The organism is Tolypothrix sp. FACHB-123 (assembly GCF_014697075.1).
In the GTDB taxonomy this organism is placed as follows: Bacteria; Cyanobacteriota; Cyanobacteriia; order Cyanobacteriales; family Nostocaceae; genus Aulosira.
The window spans coordinates 52,375-74,040 of the sequence record NZ_JACJRE010000021.1 but is presented as its reverse complement, the minus strand read 5'-3'; the positions used below and the strand labels follow the sequence as shown (position 1 = coordinate 74,040).

Here is a 21,666-nt window from a genome sequence, read left to right as displayed (position 1 = left end):
AATGCCCAATGCCCAATGCCCAACATTTAACCAAGACATGCAGCTAAATCTTGTTCTGCTGAGGTGATGAGTTTAAGCTGGAATGTTTCTGAGAGTATCTTGACTACATTAGGTGTCAAGAAAGCTGGCAGTGTGGGGCCGATGCGAATATTTTGGATGCCCAAGTAAAGTAGGGTGAGGAGAACTGCGATCGCTTTTTGTTCGTACCAAGATAATACTAATGAAAGTGGCAGTTGGTTGACGGTAACACCGAAGGCGTTAGCTAAGGCGACAGCAATCTGAATTGCGGAGTAAGTATCGTTACATTGTCCGACATCGAGGAGGCGAGGAATACCGCCAATATTGCCTAAATCTTGATCAAAGAAGCGGAACTTACCACAGCCTAAAGTTAAAACAACACAATCATCGGGAAGCTTTTCGACTAATTCACTATAGTAATTACGTCCGGGTTTAGCGCCATCGCAACCACCAACGAGGAAGAAGTGACGGATACTACCATCTTTGACAGCGTTAACTACAGTATCAGCGACACTTAACACGGCATTACGCGCAAAGCCTGTAGTTACTGTACCGCGATCGCATTCTGACTCAAATCCCGGCATTGACTCAGTTTTGGCGATTATGATGGAAATATCGCGAATACTGGTATGTTGCAATCCAGGATAACCCACAGGCCCCAAGGTAAACACTTTATCTTTGTAAGATTCATGGGGAGGCATGAGGCAGTTAGTTGTCATGACAATTGCACCAGGGAAATGTTCAAACTCATGGGTTTGATTTTGCCATGCTGTACCGTAATGCCCGTATAGATGCGGATAAGTCTGTTTGAGTTTGGGATAGCCATGTGCAGGTAGCAATTCACCGTGGGTATAAACCTTGATACCAGTACCGACGGTTTGCTCTAGAACAGCCTTTAAAGCCAGTAAATCATGTCCAGAAACCAGAATTGCCTTACCAACGGTAGCGCCGAGGGGGACAACGGTGGGCGTAGGATGCCCAAAGGTGCTTGTATTACCAGCATCTAAGAGTTCCATTGCTTTGAGGTTGATTTCCCCAACTTTCAGCGCCAAAGCCAGCCACTCTTCTAGAGTCTTATCTTGAGCATCTAAATTGGCGAGAACTTCATGGCAGAAGGTATATAAACCTTCATCATGTTGATCGAGTTCACAAGCATGGAAGGCATAGGCCGCCAAACCTTTAAGTCCATACAATACGGTGAGTTTAAGGGAGAAAATATCTATATTTTTAGCAGATTGACTAATAAATGCAAATTCTAAGTCTTTACCTTGCTGAATTTGTTGTTTAGTATCGCTAGCAGGTTGAAAATTAGCAATTGCCGACTCAACAACAGGATTACCTGTAGCTTGAATTTGTAACTTGAGACTTTCGCGTAAAGCGATCGCCCGATTCACAAAGTTGATAAAATCATCTATAGAAAAATTGACATTTGTCAGCGTAGAAAATAACATCTCACAGGTAAATTCATCAGTTTCGCGAGTTGCAATCCCTAGAGATTTTGCTTGTAACGCCACTTGCGATAGTCCTCGCAAACAATGGACTAGTAAATCTTGTAAAGCATCAACTTCTGGACTTTTACCACAGGCTCCCCACTGATGACAGACATCGCCACGGGTTGTTTGTTCACATTGGTTGCAGAACATAGTCTTTTCTCTCAAATCTTCATGTTTCTAGGTTATGAAGAAGCCAAAAGTAAATCCTTGATCTAAGTCAAAAGGAGATATAAAGTTTGGTAACAATAGAGGGCATGGGGCATGGGGCATAGGGCATGGGGACAAGGAAGATAAGATCTACAAATGACCAATGACTAATGGCTATTGACAAGTCATGACTTTAACTGAAAGTGTTTTAGAAGTTAAAAATTTTTTGCAAAGTACGCCGATTTTTCAAGGTGTATTAGATGAGCAATTACAAGCATTAGCTAATATTTCGATTCTCCAGACTTATAAAAGAGGAGCAACGATATTTTTAGAGGGAGATCCAGGGAGCGGGTTTTTTATTGTCAAATCTGGGAGAATTAAGGTTTTTAAGCTAGCTAATGCAGGTAAAGAACAAATTCTGCATATATTTGCTGCGGGGGATCATTTTGCGGAGGTACCGGCTTTTGATGGGGGACAGTTTCCGGCTTCAGCTGCGGCGATTGAAAATTCCGAGGTGGTGTTTATTCCGCGCACGGCATTTTTGATGGTTTTACAACAACACCCAACTTTAGCGATCGCAATTTTAGGAACTTTTGCCCGTCATTTGCGCAAATTAACTTTTTTGGTTGATAGCCTGTCTTTTAAGGAAGTACCAGAGCGTTTAGCGAATTACTTGTTAAATTTGAGCCATCGCCGGGGTAATGCGGATGTTTTCGAGTTGGATTTAGCTAAAGGACAACTAGCGGCGCTATTAGGGACAATTCCCGAAACCCTCTCCCGTGCCTTTTATAAACTGAGTCAAGATGGCATGATTGAAATCAACGGGACAACCATTAAATTGTGCGATCGCGATCGCTTAATGAATGTAGGACAAAATAAATAAACGGGGAAGTATCAATTTTCTACTACAACGGGAGTACCGAGTTTGACAATTTCATACAGTTCACGGACATGCTCGTTATACATGCGAACGCAACCATGAGAAACCGCTTTACCAACAGATGCTCTCTCAGGAGTCCCGTGAAATCCGATGTATTCTCTACCAATATTCCAAAAAGCAATCCAGCGTTCCCCCAAGGGATTATTTGGCCCTGGAAGAACTAATTTCCCAGTTTGAGGATGTGTCCATTCTGGGTTTTTCAGCATTTCAATTACTTTAAACTTTCCTACTGGTGTTTCCAATCCTGGTTTACCAATCCCAACTGGATAACTAGCTTGTAAATTATCTCCTGTATATACATATAGCTTCCGCATACTTAATTTCAGTACTAAACGGATGTTTTTTTGAGCGGTTGCGGGAATAGTTGATTTGATAACAGGCGTTGCTGGATTCTCTGTTGTTTTTTGGGAAATTACACGTTTCTTTAGATCTACTTTAGCCGTAGGCTCTGATTGCAGCCAGAACAACATTGTAATTGTACTCAAAGCAATACCTAACCCAGTAATAATATTTAGGTTTTTCTTGATTATCTTGTTTTGCATAAATTACTCAGCTTCTAGCATAGCTATTTGAGTGAAAATCATCACTTTGTTAATCTAACGAAAACATAAATTTATTCAAGAAATATACTATAGATAGACTCTTCTCAACTGTGCTATGTCACGATTGTTTAATTATAAACTCTAAAATTTTGCATTCACATTATCTGGCTTATCGGAGGATGTAAATTATATAAAGCAAAAATGTAGTAACAATTAGAGGTAATGCTTAAACTCTTAATTCATCTTTTAGTGTATTATTAATGGACTACTTCAAACAATATTTTTATCTTCTTTACTAGCTACAAAAATCGTTTCTCTTAATTAATAAAATTTAAGAATTCAGAAAATCTTAATTTCCGAATTCTTAAATTTTAGTTTTCCGCTTGTTTCACCATAATATTACTCGGAAATTACCAGGGACTGACTGTATTCTTGGAACTGGTGTAGTAGTTTTTCTAATCCTCCTTCTTGAAGGAGTTTGTCCTTGCGTTGTGTAAGTTGTAGATCTAACTCGTGGTTTAGATTCTCTGCTAGTAACTGCCGTAGAACGCCTTGATGTCCTTCTAGGTTCTTGTGTATTCGTGGCTGTAGAACGTCTTGATACCCTTCTAGGTTCTTGTGTATTTGTAGCTGTGGAACGTCTTGATACCCTTCTAGATTCTGCCCTACTAATGACCATTGAACGTCTTGAGGCGCGTGATGAAGATTGTGTCCCTCCTGACACTCTCGCAGGGCCAGCAGAGGGTAATTCATCAACATTATTGTTAGACGCTATTGCGGGGCCTGCAACAGGAAGCGCTTCTTGGGCTAATAATCGTTGGGCTGGAAGAAAACTCAAACTTGTGAACACAAATAAAGCAGTAGCAGAAAGTAGAATTTTCATGTTAATTAAATAACCTTTGCTTTGTTAATTTATCTGTAGACTAGCGATAATCGCGGTTGAACGACTTACATGAAAAATTATCAATTCCTTCTAACTTATCCGCGTTCCAGCGTCCATCTTGCTCAGTCTTGTCTGCAAATATATAGACTCCTTCTCCTTGACATTTACTGTTGGCAAAATTTCCTCTATATTCATTGCCATTTCTTAATTTTAAAGACCCCAGTCCTTGCAATTTATCATTTTTAAATTCTCCTACATAATAGTTAATATTACTTTCTACTGGATAAGATAATCTTCCACAACCATGACGTTTATTATTTTTAAAATCACCATAATATTGAAACCCATTCTCCTTAAATACCATCAATCCTCTACCGTTAGCTTGTTTTGTTCTTGAATCTATCTGTCCGTAATATTTATAGATGTTAGTTTCCCAGGTTGGTTTACCTGTAGCTGAAGGTGGTGAAGATAACTTGCTATCGCTATCGCAAGGTAGTTGGGAGAATTTTGGAGAATTTGGTACCTTATTTGGTGTTGTTTCAGGAACTGGTGTAGTAGTTGGTGTAGATGATGGTGTTGTTGGGGAATCTGGTAAGTTGCTTGGTTCAGAAGATCCAGGCGATACTTGTTGACCTAATATTTTCTGTACTGGAAAAATACCTAAAGTTGTAAAAACAAGTAAAAAAGTAGTGGAAATTATCAAATTCTTCTTCATAAAACCTGATTTTTAAAACTAAACTACTGGAAGACTTTAGCAAATTTTGGATAAAAAATGGATTTGTTTGTTTATCAAGTTAATGTCGTTAAACTACATACATTGAGCCAGAAAATTTCCCTTCCAACTAAGACTATTACTTTGAATTTGGCCGTATAAATTCAGACAAAACAAACTAAGGCTTTTTGCTTATATGGATTAATTATTAAATGTAGCATTATTTTCCAGAGTGCATGGTCATGATTGTTAAAAAACAAAATTTATTAATCTAGCCAAAAATTCTGTCAGTATTTTATGTTACATAAATTTCTCTTTGGCTTTCATCATAAAAATGACACAAAAAGCTAAGTATTGTCTTAATGCTTATGGAAACACAGTCAATACTAGTTTCTATTGCTACTAGATTTGATAGAGTTTAGTTACGCAAAAATAACAAATATAGCCCATCTGAACAACACGTAAGTATATATTAGCAGGAGATATTAATTTACGGTAGTACTTAAGTATAAGAAAATATAAACTCGCTGTCCTAATAATGGCTGTGTCTGGCACAAACTTGCCCTCAAGAATTTAAATTTTCCTTGAAAAAATAATAAGAATATATTTTTACAATATAATTTTTACAAAAATTTACTGTTTTTTTGCTGATAAATTATGAATAGGAGTAACAATGACTACCAAGCGTCACTTTATTGCAGTACGACACTTCTACAACAAGTTAATTTTTTATAAACTGCTCGGTATAATGAAAAATTTTAGTTTTTTCGATAGAATTTTAATAAAAATATAATAGCATAAAATATAAGATACATAACATTATTAGTCCCTTGTTTATGCCTTATGACGCTGTTGCTACTCCAAGATTCGGTTCTAGCATTGTGCAAATTTTGTATATAAAAAAACAAATTTACTGTTGTATTTGATTGCGTTTAAACCACTATAAATCAAATCCTATATTCCTGATTTAAGGTTAAGTGAATCTGATGGACTATCGTAGCATAATACTCCGCAGTCGTTACAAAGTTATTCAACCATTAGCAAGTGGTGGATTTGGTGAAACATATCTAGCAGAAGATTTGGATATACCTACAAATCCTAAGCCGAAATGTGTGGTTAAACATCTAAAACCACAAAACCAAAATGAAGAACTTTTAAAAATTGCTAAAACTTTATTCGATCGGGAAGCTGGAGCTTTATACCGTTTAGGCAAAATGAGCGATCGCATTCCCCAGCTTTTTGCCCATTTTGAAGAGAACGGCGAATTTTATTTAGTACAGGAATTTATTGATGGGCATGACTTAAGCAAAGAAATAATATTAGGTCAGCCGTGGAACGAAGCACAAGTAAAAAAATTACTTAAAGATGTTTTAGAAATTTTAGTAGTTGTTCATCAACAAAATATTATTCATCGGGATATTAAACCCAAAAATATCATGCGTCGTCAAGATGGAACGATTGTGCTAATTGATTTTGGCGCAGTCAAAGAAATTAAAGGCTTGGAGACGAATACTCAAGGTTTAGTGACATCAACCATCTTGATTGGTACAAATGGCTATATGCCAAATGAACAAGCTAATGGTAAGCCTAAGCTGTCTAGCGATGTGTATGCAGTAGGGATGCTAGGAATCCAAGCAATCACAGGGATAGCACCGCAAAATTTACCGGAAGATGCTGTTACAGGTGAAATCATGTGGCGGGATCGTGCAATTGTCAGCGATAGGTTAGCTGAAGTGTTAACAACTATGGTACGTTCTCACTTTAGCCAACGTTACCCCACAGCCACAGAAGCCTTACAAGCACTGACTCAATCACTACCGCTAAGCTCAGTAAAAGTACAGTCACAGCCCAGGCGATCGCTAATTAATCCGAAATTAATCGTAGCAGGGGGGGTAGGTTTAGTGGCATTAATTGCGTCTTTGTACTTTGTACCTAAATATTTGGCTCAATCACCATCTCCTGTAAACAATCCACAAACTTCTACCCCCACACCAATACCGACAAAAAAATTCGTGGAGTTACCTTGTGATGGCGATAGAGGCTTATCCTCACCACCTCCAGCTACAGGTAAACCAGATTGGGAAAATAACGTATATAAATATTACGGACAGATAGATCCAAAAACAAAAGACGCTAATGGTAGAGGATTGATGGTATTTAAGCAAGGTGGTTTTCAATACTATGGAGATTTTAAAAATAATCAACGTAATGGTTGTGGAAGATTATCCTATCCAAAATCTTCTCATCTCTATTATTACTTAGGTCAATTTCAAGAAGATAAATTGCAAGGGCTAGGCAGATTGAAATGGAAGAATGGTAATGAATATAGAGGAAACTTTGCTAACAATCAATGTCAAGGAGAAGGAGTATTATCTCTAACACCAGATAATACAGAACATCATGGAAAGTGGCAGAAAAATCAGTTAGAAGGAAGTAATTTCTTATGTAATAAGCAGTCTTCATCACCTGTTGCTAGCCAGAAGTAGATTTTGAATTTACAATCCAAAATCTACAATCTAAAATTCCTTAAGTTTATATGCTCTAGCTTGTTGGCGAAAATTTCAATTAAACTGCCATTTTCTCTGTAGAGGCTAACTCTGTTTTTGGCTTAAAAGGCAGAATTTTTTCGATGACATGAGTCAGCGATTTACTGCGGGGTTCGCGCACAAAGATTAAGGGGAAAAGAGCTATTAATCGCAAAGCGGCGGAAAGCGTAAATAATCCTGGAAAACCACCAATAATATCTAGCTGAGCTAAAAAACCGCCAGTTGTTGCACCTAAACCACCACTAACGCCAATAACAGCAGCTGCGATCGCAAAATATTGCGAAGGACTATCCAAAGGAGCCATTTCCATCTGAATATTACTGTTACACAAGTCGAGGGCTGCACCAAAACCACCCCAAATCAGATGTATCAAGGGTAGCCATAACCAGACAGAAATTAAGTCACTACCCACGCCTAGCCAAAATAAGGGTGTGACGGCAATTAAACTACCAACTAATAATAGTATGGGACGATTACCTATGCGATCGGCTAACTTACCCCAGATTACCAACATGACTAAGTTAGCCCCAGCCAGTAAACTTGCATAAAGAGTGACTGTAGTCAAGTCTAAATCTAAGTTTTTTAACATATAAAGATTAAAAAACGGCGAGCTGAGGTTCACAGCGAATGTCCACAAGCCCACATAGAGCAGAAATTTTAAGAAATTCCTGTCTTTAAACATAGTGAATGGCTTTGGTGGGGAATCGTCGGGATTTTCCGCAGTTGAAGATGCAGTTTTACCAGCGCGATAAACTTGGGGATTAACATCCACCATCCAAAACTGACAAGCTAAACTGATTAAGCCAATGATGACCCCGAAAAATAACAGTACACCGTAACCTTGAATATCACCACCAGGCCAAGCCGAAACAATATATCCGAGAACAGGTACAGATAAGAAATTAGCCAAGCTACCTGCACTATTGCGCAAGCCAAAATAACGCCCTCGCAAAGGAGGGGGAACTAAAGCAGCCATCCAGCTAAACCAGGCGCAACCACCTAAGGCTCCCAAGATATTAGTAAGGAGAATAATTCCTAAAGTCCAAATAACTAACTGGTGGGATTCAATATCAGCACAGCAAAACCAAGCAATACCCGCGACTAATACCAACCACAGAAGTCTGGAGGGGCCAAAAATAATCATTGTATACCAATGGCGACTGGAAGTGCGATCGGCAAGATAGGCTCCTAGAGGTTGTAAGAAATTTACGAGTAGGGGGATGGAAGATAGCAAGCCAATTTCCACTGGGGTAGCACCCAACTGGAGTAAGAAGTTAACCAGCAGTACACCACCAGTAATATTAGAAAAAATAGTCGCAAACACGCCATCTATGGTGGAAGCCTTGAGGCTAGTTCGAGTAGCTTGCTTGGAAATTCTTGGTGGCGAATCTGTCTGAGGTATGAGTGCTGATGCTGGAGCGGGCTTGATGACTTCTACTTCTATCGGAGGGGAGTTTTTTAGTAGTTCTTCAGCAGAGGGAGATAGAGTCTTCACTAGCGGAAAATCTTACTTTATTGGTGGTAATAAACTGACAATAAGCTGGCGATTAACGCACAGTAACAGCCAAAAGCATGATAGATTTTTCAATCTAACGAAACAAAAGTTCAAATAAGATATTATACCGAAAGACTCTTTACAAAATACTGCCCAAGAGTAGGTTTTTCATCCAGGGATGGGGTAGTTATTTTATCAGTCATGCTCACAAGCAAGGGGAATGAAGAGTCAAAAAAGCTACATTAAATAGGTCAGCGTAAATAATTATTGTTGGCATAAGGCAGAGGGAGAAAGAGTTTGAGCCTTATTTACTTTTCTTCACATAGTTGGGTTTTATTGCACCAACTTACTTACAGCAAGTTCAAGGGTATGATACTGAAGTAATAAATGTGCAATTAAATACATTAAGTTAAACTCTAAAAATAACAGAATATGCCGAGCAGGCAAAATATTTGATACTAATGAGACATTTTTCTAGCTAATTGATATTGATATCTACAATTGAGACAGATAACAGTTTAACTATCATCAAAATTTCAGTTATTTATATTCATGAAATATATAATTAATAATTTATTTTCAAATATAGGTAAATAGTTTAATAACTAAAATATCCGATATTTGTAAGGTGTCAGACTATCTAAAATTTGCAAAAATCAAATATATAAATTGTCAATTATTTATGAACAAATCTCTGACCTGCTGTAACAGTGTATATTTCCTATATCTAGGATTAATTTCCTAACTCATGTCAGGTTGCTATAGGATTACTACATATTGATTTTATCCAGTTGGCGGTTGGTAAGAGGTCTTTGATGTGCTTGGCAAATTCCTGGATCGTACTAGATAATAGTGAAACTTCAGGTATCAGTTTAAACTATAGGTTAAATTTTCCATTTAGGTAAGACTTAGGTCAATAAATATGACACAAACTACTTCCCTGTAATGTCAACTTGCTGACCGATAAATTTTTATGTCCTTTGAATTGTCACAATCAGTATGAGCAATAAATTTTTTCCCAAGCGAACAGTATTATGGTTACAGCTAAGTATATTGGTGTTGCTTAGCAGCATGAGTTCTCGGTCAGCGAAAGCCCAGACGATTGATACTGTACAAGTGCCAAATGCTAGCTCTATCCTCTCTCAACAGTTGCCGCCGCCACAAGATGTGCAACCACCCATACCTTCCCCATCTCCCTCACCGAACCCACCCCAGCCATTACCCCCACCAGAAGATTTACTTCCCTCGCCTAGTCCTAACCCGACACCAGAGCAACCTTTTCCCGATAAGTTACCAGAAACGATTGTTGTGGATAAGTTTGAAATTGTGGGGAGTACAGTCTTCTCTCAGGAAGAATTAGCTGCGGCGATCGCAGAATTTACCAAAAGACCAATATCTCTAGCGGAGATATTTCAAGCAAGGTCGAAAATTACCGATTTATATGTCAAGAAAGGTTATATTACTTCGGGTGCGTACATTCCTCCCCAAACTATTAAATCTGGTGTGGTGAAAATTCAGATTGTGGAAGGAAAGTTAGAAGAAATCCAGATAACTGGAACTCGCCGTCTCAATCCTAATTATGTCCGGAGTCGCTTAGCGATCGCCACCGGCGCACCTTTAAATCGGGAAAAATTACTCGAAGCATTGCAACTACTGCAACTCAATCCCTTAATTCAAAACCTCTCTGCGGAACTATCCGCCGGTTCTCGTCCTGGGGTCAGCGTGTTACAAGTAGAAGTGCGGGAAGCCAAAACCTTTAGTTCGCAAATCGTCCTCGATAATGGGCGATCGCCTAGTGTAGGTAGTTTCCGTCGCCGCTTACAAATCAATCAAGCTAACTTGCTGGGCTTCGGAGATGGTTTTAACTTCGCTTATACCAATACCGATGGTAGCAATGCCTTTGATTTAGGCTATACCTTACCACTCAACGCCCGTAACGGTACCCTTTCTTTTAATTTTGGTACCACATCTAGCAATGTCATTGAAGAACCCTTTAATATTCTTGATATTGAATCCTCTTCCCGTTATTACGAAATTACCTATCGTCAACCCATCATTCAAACTCCTACCCAAGAATTTGCTTTAGGGTTGACAGCTTCGCGGCGAGAAAGTGAAGCTAGTTATATTGAAGGCGATCGCTTACCTTTTCCCTCATTAGGGGCTGATGCTGAAGGTAAAACCCGCATCTCTGCACTGCGATTCTTCCAAGAATGGACAAGTCGTAATAGCCGCGAAGTCATCGCCCTGCGATCGCAATTTAACTTAGGTATAGATGTATTAAATCCAACTATTAATCAATCAGCTCCCGATAGCCAGTTTTTCTCTTGGCAAGGTCAAGCCCAGTGGGCCAGGCTACTAGCGCCGGAAACATTATTGCTCATCCGAGCAAATACGCAACTCGCCTCTAGAGCTTTGCTACCTTTAGAACAACTTGGTTTGGGTGGGATTGATACAGTACGCGGCTATCGCCAAGATTACTTGTTAACAGATAATGGTGCTTTTGCTTCCGCTGAAGTGCAAGTACCGATTCTGCGCCTACCCAAGATGAATAGTGTATTGCAGATTATTCCCTTTGTTGACTTTGGTGTCGCCTGGAATAGTTCTAATCGGGATAACCCAGACCCCAATACCTTAGCATCTGTGGGTTTAGGCTTGCGTTGGACACAAGGCGATCGCTTTACCGCCCGTCTTGATTGGGGTATTCCTTTAGTATCTGTAGAATCCAGAGATAACACCTGGCAAGAAAACGGGCTGTATTTCTCTTTGATTTACAATCCTTTCTAAGGGATATGACTTCTTAATTCTTGATACCACCACTCCAGCAGCACAGTACGGCATTGTAAACAAATGAGACTCTGGAGTAAATCATGTATACCTGTGGTATTTTTCGGATAAGTTGCACCAACATACTCAGCAGCAACTATTGGTATAGGTTCAAGTTCGGCTACAAAGCCGTAAAGTTTCTGATTAGAAAAAGAACTATTTACCGGACAACCTTGAGCATTCAAAGGTATGAGTCGGCTAATTGTTGTAGTTGTAATTGCTAATTCTCGTTGCAGAATAGCTGGAACTACCGCATCAGGACTTTGTCCTGGAGGTAAGCGACCACCGGGAAAGTCAAAGGTAAGTTGACCCAATCCCGGTCTATAGCTGGGTGGTGGGAGAATGATTTGATTGGCTTGAATGGGGAGAATCACCACAGAGTCAGCTTTCTCCACGCGCCAGTATTCCAATATTTGACCGTGATTATCTTCTAGGTGTTCGCCAATCACAGTCAACCAACTTGAGCGCATTTCCACAAAGCGATCGCGAGTTTTCCAGTTTTCCCCTGAGAATTGTTCCATTTGGCGATCGCACTTGCTCCCTAATTTTCACCAGGATTGCATCTTTGATATTCTATCCGCAGTTGCTTAACGTCAATCTGCTGCGACTCGAAAAATTCTATCCGTTCTACTGGTTGCAATCCCCAATTTTCCAATTGTAATAGTTCAGCATGAGATAACGGCCAAGGAGGGCCAGAAGGTGCGACTTCTGTTTCCCGAAAACGAGTAATCATCAATAATATCCCATCCACAGCTACCATTGAGGCGACAGCAGAAATGACAGCAGCACGTACAGTTAAAGGTAAAGCTTGGATATTGCGACATTCAAATACAAAATCAAAGGTAGAATCCCATTCTGCTGGAATCGCCAATAAATCTGCAACTACATAATTGACAGTCGAATTAGGAAATCGCTGCTGACACCAAGCAACAGCTGTCGGCGAAATATCAAATGCTGTGACTGTAAATCCTTGCTGTGCTAAAGCTTCTGCATCATCTCCCAAACCACAACCGATAACCAGCGCCTTTTTTCCTGAGGTAGATAATTGATGAGAATTTAACCAATCTTGCAGATAGGGATGGGGGGTTAATTTCGCCCAAGGAACTTGCGTAGCATCACCCTTAGCTGACGCATATAAAACTTCAAACCAAACCGATGGTTCAGATTTTTCCAAGGCTTCGTTAGCTAATTGTTCAACATACAGCCGTAAATTTTCCGGTTTTTCTTCCAGCATAAACAGTTATACTACTCACCCGATCATTTTATCTGTTTTATCAAGAAACCTCTCATATATAAAAGTAGAGGGCGTTCCAGCTATACAAGAACGACACCTCTACAATTCACCCTTCAGTTAAGTTAGTTTGAGCTAGTAACGCCTATTTATTACCTGGTAAAGGCTGAGGAGTAGACAAAGGTTTAAATGGCTTGAATGTGTTGATATCCACGCAATTTGTATTATCCAACTTCACTCTCAGTTCCGAACTGAAAGTAACTAGTTGTTCCACCAGCGCTTGGCGATCGGTTAAGCAACCTTTGATCGCCATTAATTCTCCCAAAGTCCACTCATAGAGATGTCTGTCTGCATTGTTAATAATCACAGTCAGTTCATTTCTAATTCTCAAAACTTGGTTGAGAAGTTCGTCTACCTTGATATTGATCGCATTCGCAATCCGGAGATTGAATGTATCGTTATCACCAATAATATTGATGAGTTCATTAACATATTGTCTCACCAAAGTGATGAATGCTTGATTCCATTCATTGCGCACATTCTCAATCTTAATGTCAATGTCCTTGTAGACGTTGTTAATCTTGTTGCTAATCTCAGTACTGTTAACAACGAAATTCAGAATTTTGTTGTTAATTTCAGTACTATTGATCACGACACTCTCAATCTTTTGGTGAATTTGAGTATTGTCGTTGAAGATATGCTGAATCTTCTGGGTTATTTGCTCATTATCGAAAATTTGCTTGATCACGACATTATTGTTCGTGACATTGTGATGTACCCGCTGATCGACATACTGATTCAGCAACTCATTATTGTTGACAATGTTTTGAGTAATTAACTTGACGTAATTTTGTACCTTTTGCTCATAGGTATTATCGATTTGCTGGTTAACATATTGATTAATCTCAGCATTGTTATTCACAACATTTTGAGTAATCAATTTGATGAATGCTTCCCTACCACCAATGATGTTAATCAGTTCATCAACTTGCTGTGTCACCAGATTGATAAATGTGTCATTCCATTCGTTGCGAATATTTTCAATCTTGCTGTTAATTTCCTGACTGTTGGCAACGATATTCACAATATTATGATTAACTTCAGTATTGTGGTTTACCGTTTGCTGTACTCTTTGATCGAGGTAATGGTTCAAGACATCATTATCATTGATAATATTCTGGGTGATTGCTTGTATGTGGTTTTGGATTTTCTGCTCAAAGCTATTGTCGATTTCCTGGTTAAAGTACTGACTCAATTCAGTATTATTCGTGATGAGATTCTGAGTAATGAGTTTGATGTTGTTGCGTATCTTAGCTTCAAAGCTTTGGTCTAGGTGTTGCTCAACATGTTGACCAATATATTGGTTGAGTTCCTGTTTATTGATGATGTTGTTAACGATCAATTCAATGTTGTTCTGTAACTTGTCCTCAAAGGTATGGTCTATTTGTTGGTTGACATACTGGTTAATTTCAGTATTGTTAGCAACAATATTTTGAGTAATTAAATTGATGTTGTTTTGGATCTTTTGCTCGAAGGTTTGATCAACTCTCTGATTAACTTGGTTATCAATATATTGATTGAGTTCCTGCTTATTGACAATGCTGTTAACGATTGAGTCAACATTGTTGTTGATTTTTTGCTCAAAGGTTTGGTCAACTTGCTGATTAACGTGCTGGTCAATATACTGGTTAAGTTCCTGCTTATTGACAAGTTTGTTGATAATTAACTCAACATTGTTGTTGATTTTTTGTTCAAAGGTTTGGTCAACTTGCTGGTTAACGTGCTGGTCAATATACTGATTCAGTTCCTGCTTATTGACAAGGTTGTTAATAATTAAGCTAACGTTATTACGTATCCTTTGCTCAAAGGTTTGGTCAATTTGTTGATTGACATGGCGGTCAATATACTGGTTGAGTTCTTGTTTATTGACAATATTGTTGATAATTAAACCAATATTGTTACGTATCCTTTGCTCAAAGGTTTGGTCAACATATTGGTTAATTTGCTGGTTAATCCTATTGGATATCTCAACATTAATTCTTTCCTCCAGCAGCCTATCTAAATAACTAGACCAACCTTGTAAATGTTGGTTCAGGCTAAACTCCATCTGCTGGATATAAGCATCCATTGAAAATCTGACTTTCGCTACTTCTACAGATAGGTTTTTGAAGTGTTTTTCGTAGTTCTTTAACAGCCACTGTTCTAGCTGATCCCAATATTTAGCTTCCAGAGTAACATCAGTTTGATCTATTACCTTGATAGATGCATTAATCTGCTGTAACTGCTGTTCCCACTTCTGCTTAAATTCATCGTTGTTAAATCGGAAGGTGAAATCTCTTCCAGCAGTCGCACCCACTGCTTCACGACTTACCGAACCACCAGCGTTACCACCGCCATTACCATGAATAGTGGTTACAGTTTCAGTTGTAACATTGGTCACAGATCCATTGGTAACAGTCTTTTCTTGTTTTTGATATCTTTCAGTCAGTTCAGAGACGCTAACAGACTCGATTGCAAGAATAATTTGTCCTTCGTTATCTTCTTTATAGGTGTCAAAAAATAAACCTGTTAGCGTAGTTTTTTCTTTGACTTCTAAAATTGCTTCATCTTTCAACCCATTCAGGGAAATCCAAGTTTCTGTAACTTCAATTCCCGTGAGTTTGGTAATCGTCTTTCCACCATTGAGCCAAATTAAAGCCCAAGGTTCTATATTGAATTTCTTACTATCCGACCAATAGCTAGCATTACCTTCACGGATTCTCAGCCGATAATTACCTGGGGCTAATTCAACAAAGTTAGCGCCAGATTGTTGCAGGCTAGAAAGATATTGTTCATCCAAAATATAACAATTGCGTTTGCTGTCAACTGTTAAAGTTTGAGGCGTAAAATAGGGCTTGTTACTGTTAATTAATAAATTAATTGAACCACCATTATCAGCCTTATTGACATCAAAGAATAAGGCATTGAGAACTGCTTTATCCTTAACTTCTAACCGCAAGTTATCATTGTATCCATTTAATGTTGTCCAGGTCGCGCCTACCTCAAAGCCTGTATTTTTGTTAATGAATGTACTACCATCGACACCATATATCCAAAGTAAAACAAAAGGTTCACCTTCAGTTTTTATCTTAGCGTAACTATAGCGTCCGCCAGTAATCTTAATGTCGTAACTGCCTTTCTCGAAAACATAGCTACTTGCAATATTTTGCTGCAAGTTGTTCATTTGATTGGCATCAATAACATAACAATTGTTTTTGGTGTCGATGGTTAAAATACTCACATTTCCCTCCTTAACAGTTTTAATTTCTTGCGAAACTTTTATCTTTTCCGATTGTTCTTCCGAGGTTAATTTTGAGGTAATTGCTGTTGTGACTGCTGTAACTGGTTCATAAAGACTAATACCTGCCCAACGCCCTACAGGTTCGGTGATAGCAACTAATGTACCTTTACCAGTTTTAGTATCAATCCGAATTAATTGCCCGTCTTTACCTAAGTTAAAGAAGTTGCCAGTGACGCCATAGAGAACATCACCAACAAATTCCATACTAGCGACATCCGCAAACCCAATCTCGCCGATTTTTTTAACTTCACCAGTATCTAAATTAGTGCTTGCTAATATCTTCTTCTTGTCGTAACCAATCAAAGTAATATAAGCTTTGCCTTCAGCATTAAAAGCAACTTCGCCACAGTTGTATTCTTTATCTGCTACTGTTACCACTGGGGTACCTTTAGCTGTGTCGAGATTAATTGCAATTAGTTGTTTAGCTGTTGTGGCGTATAGGGTTTGACGTTGGCGATTATATGCTAAACCTGCTGCGGCAAAACCAATATCTCCAATTACAGTCGCATCACCTGAATTTAAATCTATTTTTACTAAACGAGTTTTTTCGCCTTCTCGATCCAGTCCATATAAATGGGAATTGACAAACGCAATATCAGCAACTTCTGTAACTATCTCACCAATGAAAGAAGCTTTGCCGGTCACTAAATCTAGAGTATAGAGTTTGCTTAGTTCATTGGAAACACAATCTTGAATATAAACTGCTCCTGGTTGAAGTTTTACAGTTTTAGCTGTAGTTGTTGGAGTTAGATTGTTAGGTGTACGACTACCACAAATAACTTTTTCTAAAACTGCACTAAAACCACTGATAGCATCTTTATCTGTAAAAGATTGTCCGCCAGTTGAGGCGGAAATTCTTGCGTATTCAGCTTTAATTCCCTCTTGATGTTTGCTATTAGAAATTCCAAAGTAGGTGTGGACAGTAACTCCTGCTTTTTGAGCTTTTTCGATAGCTAAATCAGCTGCTTGAATATCTTTCTGCTCTGTTTTATCTCCACCACCTTCAAGTGCTTCATCACCAAGATAAAAAATTGCTCTGGCTGCATCTTTGCGCCAATTAAAGTGTTCAGCAATATCTTCAATCGCACGAGCGCCATCTTCTTGCGCTCCCGCCGATTTTACTGTCCCTATTTTTCTCCCCCGGAGTTTTGATTCCGAGACTTTAGCTATTTGTGTGAGATAATTTCTGATAGTTTGGTCGAAGTTTGTTCCTTTCCAAATACTTTCTATACCTAGCCAAACTACTCTTAAATCTGAAGGACAACTAGATTTAGCTTTTGCGATCGCACTAGCAGCCGCATCACTTAAGCTGCGTGCTTCATCTTTCATGGAAGGACTAGTATCAATTATGATTACTAAATCAACAGCAGGTGCAGAGTTTGCTGGTTTATTCATGCTTATTTCCCTTTTTTTCTTGTTAATGAAACTAAATAATTTCATATTTGCAGAGGTTTACGAACTTCAACATCGAGGAATAGAAACCCAAGCAGTAGATAGAAATTTATGGATAAATGGGATGCAAATACTTAGGGAACTTATTTATTTAAACACGTTTAATGTATAAGTTCCAAGATCATAAATGTCATATATTTATCTCTGCATTAGATATGTTCACTAGTTTGGCAACTAACTAGTCTTTTGTCACTAAATTATTATGAATAATATTGCAGAGCTAATGTCATAAATGTGAACACTATCCACATTTACGGCAAGTTGTCAATACATATAAATCATGTCTTTGCGTTAATAGAATTAATTTATATTACAAAATTGCAAATATTAATTATTTATTAATTTTTTTAAGTTCTTTGTCTGTGTTAGTTTATTTATTGTTAGTATAAAATTACTCAACACAGTATTTTTTCAGAAAATTACCAAATGCTATGCAGCAAAGGAAAGAGATTTTTAACACCTGAATTTAAGACAATTTTTTGGGCATTTTGACTTTAATGGTGTTGATTTTGGTTATTTTAACCTGCTCAGATGGGAAGGTTTAATCCATCTAGCTAGAGTATTTACAACACTTGTGTTTCGATATTATTGAGTTAATTAATCAGCAAAAGTGATGGCTATAAAGAGTTCAGATTTTCAAACTATTTTTGTTTTAAAAATCAATGAATACTATAGAACAAATTATCAAAACAGCCGAGGCATTAATTCTCAATAAAACAGGAAAATCACTCTCTTTTATTCAAAAAGCTATTCTGGTGGCTTCCCTTGGCGAGACAAAAAAGAATTATGCACAAATTGCTCTAGAAAATAACTATTCAGAAAATTACATTAGACAATTAGTGGCTCCTAAGTTATGGCAATTACTTTCGGAAATTTTGGAAGTAAAAGTGAATCGCACTAATTGCCGTGCTGTGTTAGAGCAAAGATTAAATATTAATTTTTTTCAGAGAAAACTTCCAGAAATACAGAATCGGAAAAAAATAGATTTAGAGCCACCAGAAGGACAAGTTCCGCTTACCTCTACCTTTTATATTGAACGTGGTTTAGAACAGATATGTTATGCAGAAATTAGCGAACCTCATGCATTTATCCATATCAAAGCACCACAGAAGATGGGAAAAACTTCTTTCATGGTAAGAATTTTAGCTTATGGCAAAGCAAATAGTTATCATACTGTACGTTTAAGTTTACACTGCGCTGAAACTAAAGTTTTTACTTCCTTAGAAAAATTCTTGCGGTGGTTTTGTGTAAATGTCACATATCAGCTAGGTATAGAGTCAAAGCTAGAAGAATATTGGCACGAAGAAATGGGAGCTTTGATGAACTGTACTATTTATTTTCAAAACTATTTATTACCAGCAATTTCTCACCCAGTTATTTTAGCTTTAGATGAAGTTAATAAACTATTTGAATATCCAGATATCTATGCTGATTTTCTCACTTTATTACGTTCTTGGTATGAGGAAACTAGAGATATCTGGATTTGGCAAAATTTGCGGTTGATAATTGTTAAATCTACATATACTTATGGTGAATTAAATAAGCACAACCATCCTTTTAATTTAGGGTTAACAATTCACTTACCTCCATTTACTAAATGGCAAGTGGCAGATTTAGCAAAGCTACATGGGCTGGAACTTACAGAGCCTCAATTAGAAGTAGTAATGGAGCTTACAGGCGGATTCCCTTACTTAGTAAGGCAAGCACTTTATCATAGTGTATTATATCAACTGCCTATAGAAACTTTATTGCTCAATACTGCCACTGATACGGAAACTTTGAGTCAGGATTTACAGGAACATTTTTGGAGTAGAAAGCAAAATGTTGATTTACTTGATAGATGTCAACAAATTATCTAGATTGCATAATTTCTTGCTTGGTTGCAAAGATACAGCAAATCACTTTTTTCACAACCTCTTACAGTAAAAACCGATACAAAATATTGCCATCTTCATTCACTTCAAAGGAAGCATTTAGTTCTTTAGCTTTGTCATCTAAATATTGTTTAGCATCCTTGATTGATATTTCCGCATTTCTCGCTAGCTGAAATACAGTTATACTGCCAGCATTATGATCAACTAATTCTAAGAACACTAAGCTAAGACGTTTTTGTTCTGCTTCTATAAGTAATGCTTGTTCTTTGCGCTTTTGTTGTGCTAAAGACCAAATTAACCAGCCTCCTACAGCTGTTGATGGAAGTGTAAGAATAGTTAAAGCAGCTACAGCATCGCTTTTGTTTTTAGGGGTAGTTTGTGGATTGAGAATATCTACAATCGCCATTGTAGAAAATGGAATGCCAAATAATAAAAAACATATTGCCAAAAGTTTTTTAACTAGTTTCATATCATTTTTTCCAGTCGCGCCATCACTCATAGTGACTGCGGCGAATTTATATAGGAAAGTACAAAAATAATATTGTTTATTATATCAAGTATAATCAAACACTGATTTTCCTATATAGACCACCATGTAGCGCAGATTGTTCCCGACGATAAATATAGTTAAATTACTAAGTTGTGTAAAAATTCTACCTTGATGCGATCGCAATTAGCAGTTGTTTTTTGTCCGTATTAACACTGATGTTTGTCTACCATTTATGAACGGTGACTGTAGTAACTTCGGAAATTCTTCTGTGTGATTTTCACAGGGCTGTGTTTTGGGATCGCAGACGATTGCGGATGATGGCGATTTTGCACCAATACTAATGCTGCAACTGCAAGTAGAAAATAGCCAAAGGTTTTCTGAAGTTTCTGCGCGGGGACGAACTGCGCTAAGTATGCACCGGGAATTGTGCCTAAACTTGCAGCCACAATAAAAGACAGCATGAGATTCCAATTGAGAGAAACCTGTCCCAGGTAGCCCAAAAAACCTGCAACTGAATTAAATGCGATAATCAGCAGTGATGTCCCGATCGCCTTTTTCATCGGTACATTTCCTAATAGTACCAAAGCTGGGACGATCGCAAATCCACCACCAACACCCACCAATCCAGTTAATACCCCTACACCTAAGCCTTCAGTCATTAACCACAACCAGCAATATTTACATACAGGTCGGGGATAAAATGCTAACTGTGGATCTGCATTGCTAGGCTGAGAACTCCGGCGAATCATAAAGACTGCTGCTAGCAACATCATGATCGCAAACAGCGTCATCTGCAAGCTTTCGGTGATGATTGGGAGTGTGGCAATTTTCGCCCCGATAAATGCACCCAACATTGTGGCGGAACCAAATATCATCGCCGTCTTCAGCATGACATTTTTGGCTCGCCAGTGGGGAATTACTCCCAGTAAACTAACTGTACCAACAATTACCAAGGTCATGGCGATCGCAGATTTTGGCGCTATACCCATGACGTAAACTAAAATGGGCAACGCTAGCACCGAACCACCACCGCCAATTAAGCCTAAGCTTAAGCCAATACAAGCAGCTAGTAGATGTCCGATAATCCACAGTGTCATACAATACTCCGCCGATTGTAAGGTAATTTCGCCACCATCATCCCCAATATACAAGTGTCTGTTATGCCTGAATAGATTAAGCCTGCTCCCATAAAGCCACTAACAAGTAGAAACCAGGGAGAAACAAATGCTCCTAGTAATGTACTGATTAATATTGATGAGCCTGCAATAATTTGAACTTGGCGCAACAAGCTAATTGGAGCTTTGCGGTTGATGTTGGTAGGATAACCAGCTTCTTTCCATGCACCAATCCCACCGTTTAAATGAGTGACTGTTGCAAACCCAGCACTAAATAGCTTTTGGGCTGCCATTGCCGAGCGATTACCAGAGCGACAATAGAGAACCATGCTACCATCTTGAGGAATCTTGCGCGGGTCAAAGTTGGAGAGGGAAACTAATGTTGCGCCTGGGATATGTTCTCCTGCATACTCAGCTGGTTCGCGTACATCTATTAATGTCACAGCTTTTTGTTCTACTAGCTGTTTGAGAGTTTGCGCATTCACAGTTTGTAATTTGTTCACACCAGAAGTAGTCATCGAATTGTATCCTTGTAATGAAAAGCAGAGGGCAGAAGTAAAGAAGT

At 38.3% G+C, this 21,666-nt stretch carries 15 protein-coding genes; 5 read left to right on the top strand and 10 right to left on the bottom strand.

All coding sequences use genetic code 11. The features are described from left to right. Positions 1-26 precede the first annotated feature (26 nt). Positions 27-1,661, bottom strand: coding sequence for a hydroxylamine reductase (hcp, locus tag H6G41_RS15715; protein WP_190747122.1), 1,635 nt, complete (start codon positions 1,659-1,661; stop codon positions 27-29). Positions 1,662-1,845: 184 nt separating this feature from the next. On the opposite strand from hcp, the gene H6G41_RS15710 reads away from it, so the two are divergent. Further along, on the top strand, positions 1,846-2,541 hold the full coding sequence (locus H6G41_RS15710; RefSeq protein ID WP_190747121.1) for a Crp/Fnr family transcriptional regulator: 696 nt from the start codon (positions 1,846-1,848) through the stop codon (positions 2,539-2,541). A gap of 11 nt (positions 2,542-2,552) precedes the next feature. Here the strand turns inward: H6G41_RS15710 and H6G41_RS15705 are convergent, their stop codons facing one another. Continuing rightward, positions 2,553-3,140: a L,D-transpeptidase gene (locus H6G41_RS15705; protein WP_190747120.1), complete on the bottom strand. Its 588-nt coding sequence runs from the start codon at positions 3,138-3,140 to the stop codon at positions 2,553-2,555. Between the two features lie 581 nt (positions 3,141-3,721). Here H6G41_RS15705 and H6G41_RS15700 point away from each other — a divergent pair. Continuing rightward, entirely contained in the window at positions 3,722-4,036 is a 315-nt protein-coding gene (locus H6G41_RS15700; protein WP_190747119.1) for a hypothetical protein, read from the top strand. Positions 4,037-4,063: 27 nt separating this feature from the next. Here the strand turns inward: H6G41_RS15700 and H6G41_RS15695 are convergent, their stop codons facing one another. Continuing rightward, the gene (locus H6G41_RS15695) at positions 4,064-4,738 is read right to left on the bottom strand and encodes a hypothetical protein (protein WP_190747118.1); all 675 of its coding nucleotides are present in this window, start codon (positions 4,736-4,738) and stop codon (positions 4,064-4,066) included. Positions 4,739-5,721: 983 nt separating this feature from the next. On the opposite strand from H6G41_RS15695, the gene H6G41_RS15690 reads away from it, so the two are divergent. Beyond that, positions 5,722-7,221, top strand: coding sequence for a protein kinase (locus tag H6G41_RS15690; protein ID WP_190747117.1), 1,500 nt, complete (start codon positions 5,722-5,724; stop codon positions 7,219-7,221). Positions 7,222-7,300: 79 nt separating this feature from the next. On the opposite strand, the gene H6G41_RS15685 is transcribed toward H6G41_RS15690, so the two are convergent. Next, positions 7,301-8,776 carry an MFS transporter gene (locus H6G41_RS15685; protein ID WP_190747116.1) on the bottom strand — a complete coding sequence of 492 codons (1,476 nt, stop codon included), beginning with the start codon at positions 8,774-8,776 and terminating at the stop codon, positions 7,301-7,303. A gap of 999 nt (positions 8,777-9,775) precedes the next feature. Between H6G41_RS15685 and H6G41_RS15680 the strand changes: the two genes are divergently transcribed. After that, positions 9,776-11,560, top strand: a complete 1,785-nt coding sequence (locus H6G41_RS15680; protein WP_190747115.1) for a ShlB/FhaC/HecB family hemolysin secretion/activation protein — start codon at positions 9,776-9,778, stop codon at positions 11,558-11,560. On the opposite strand, the gene H6G41_RS15675 is transcribed toward H6G41_RS15680, so the two are convergent. The 3 genes from H6G41_RS15675 to H6G41_RS15665 form a co-directional block, all read right to left on the bottom strand. Next, on the bottom strand, positions 11,557-12,120 hold the full coding sequence (locus H6G41_RS15675) for an NUDIX hydrolase (RefSeq protein ID WP_190747114.1): 564 nt from the start codon (positions 12,118-12,120) through the stop codon (positions 11,557-11,559). The two genes, H6G41_RS15680 and H6G41_RS15675, sit on opposite strands and share 4 nt — an antisense overlap. A 20-nt stretch (positions 12,121-12,140) precedes the next feature. After that, the gene (locus tag H6G41_RS15670; RefSeq protein WP_190747113.1) at positions 12,141-12,833 is read right to left on the bottom strand and encodes a bifunctional 2-polyprenyl-6-hydroxyphenol methylase/3-demethylubiquinol 3-O-methyltransferase UbiG; all 693 of its coding nucleotides are present in this window, start codon (positions 12,831-12,833) and stop codon (positions 12,141-12,143) included. Between the two features lie 142 nt (positions 12,834-12,975). Continuing rightward, complete coding sequence (locus H6G41_RS15665; protein ID WP_190747112.1) at positions 12,976-17,565, bottom strand: YncE family protein; 4,590 nt, start codon at positions 17,563-17,565, stop codon at positions 12,976-12,978. A 719-nt stretch (positions 17,566-18,284) separates the two neighbouring features. On the opposite strand from H6G41_RS15665, the gene H6G41_RS15660 reads away from it, so the two are divergent. Further along, a complete protein-coding gene (locus H6G41_RS15660) occupies positions 18,285-19,481 on the top strand; it encodes an AAA-like domain-containing protein (RefSeq protein ID WP_190747111.1) in 1,197 nt (398 codons plus the stop codon). A 58-nt stretch (positions 19,482-19,539) separates the two neighbouring features. On the opposite strand, the gene H6G41_RS15655 is transcribed toward H6G41_RS15660, so the two are convergent. The 3 genes from H6G41_RS15655 to H6G41_RS15645 form a co-directional block, all read right to left on the bottom strand. Then, positions 19,540-19,965, bottom strand: coding sequence for a hypothetical protein (locus tag H6G41_RS15655; protein ID WP_190747110.1), 426 nt, complete (start codon positions 19,963-19,965; stop codon positions 19,540-19,542). A gap of 251 nt (positions 19,966-20,216) precedes the next feature. Then, positions 20,217-21,083, bottom strand: a complete 867-nt coding sequence (locus H6G41_RS15650; RefSeq protein WP_190747109.1) for a sulfite exporter TauE/SafE family protein — start codon at positions 21,081-21,083, stop codon at positions 20,217-20,219. Further along, positions 21,080-21,619, bottom strand: a complete 540-nt coding sequence (locus H6G41_RS15645) for a rhodanese-like domain-containing protein (protein ID WP_190747108.1) — start codon at positions 21,617-21,619, stop codon at positions 21,080-21,082. Before H6G41_RS15645 ends, H6G41_RS15650 begins: the two co-directional genes overlap by 4 nt. Positions 21,620-21,666: the final 47 nt, after the last annotated feature.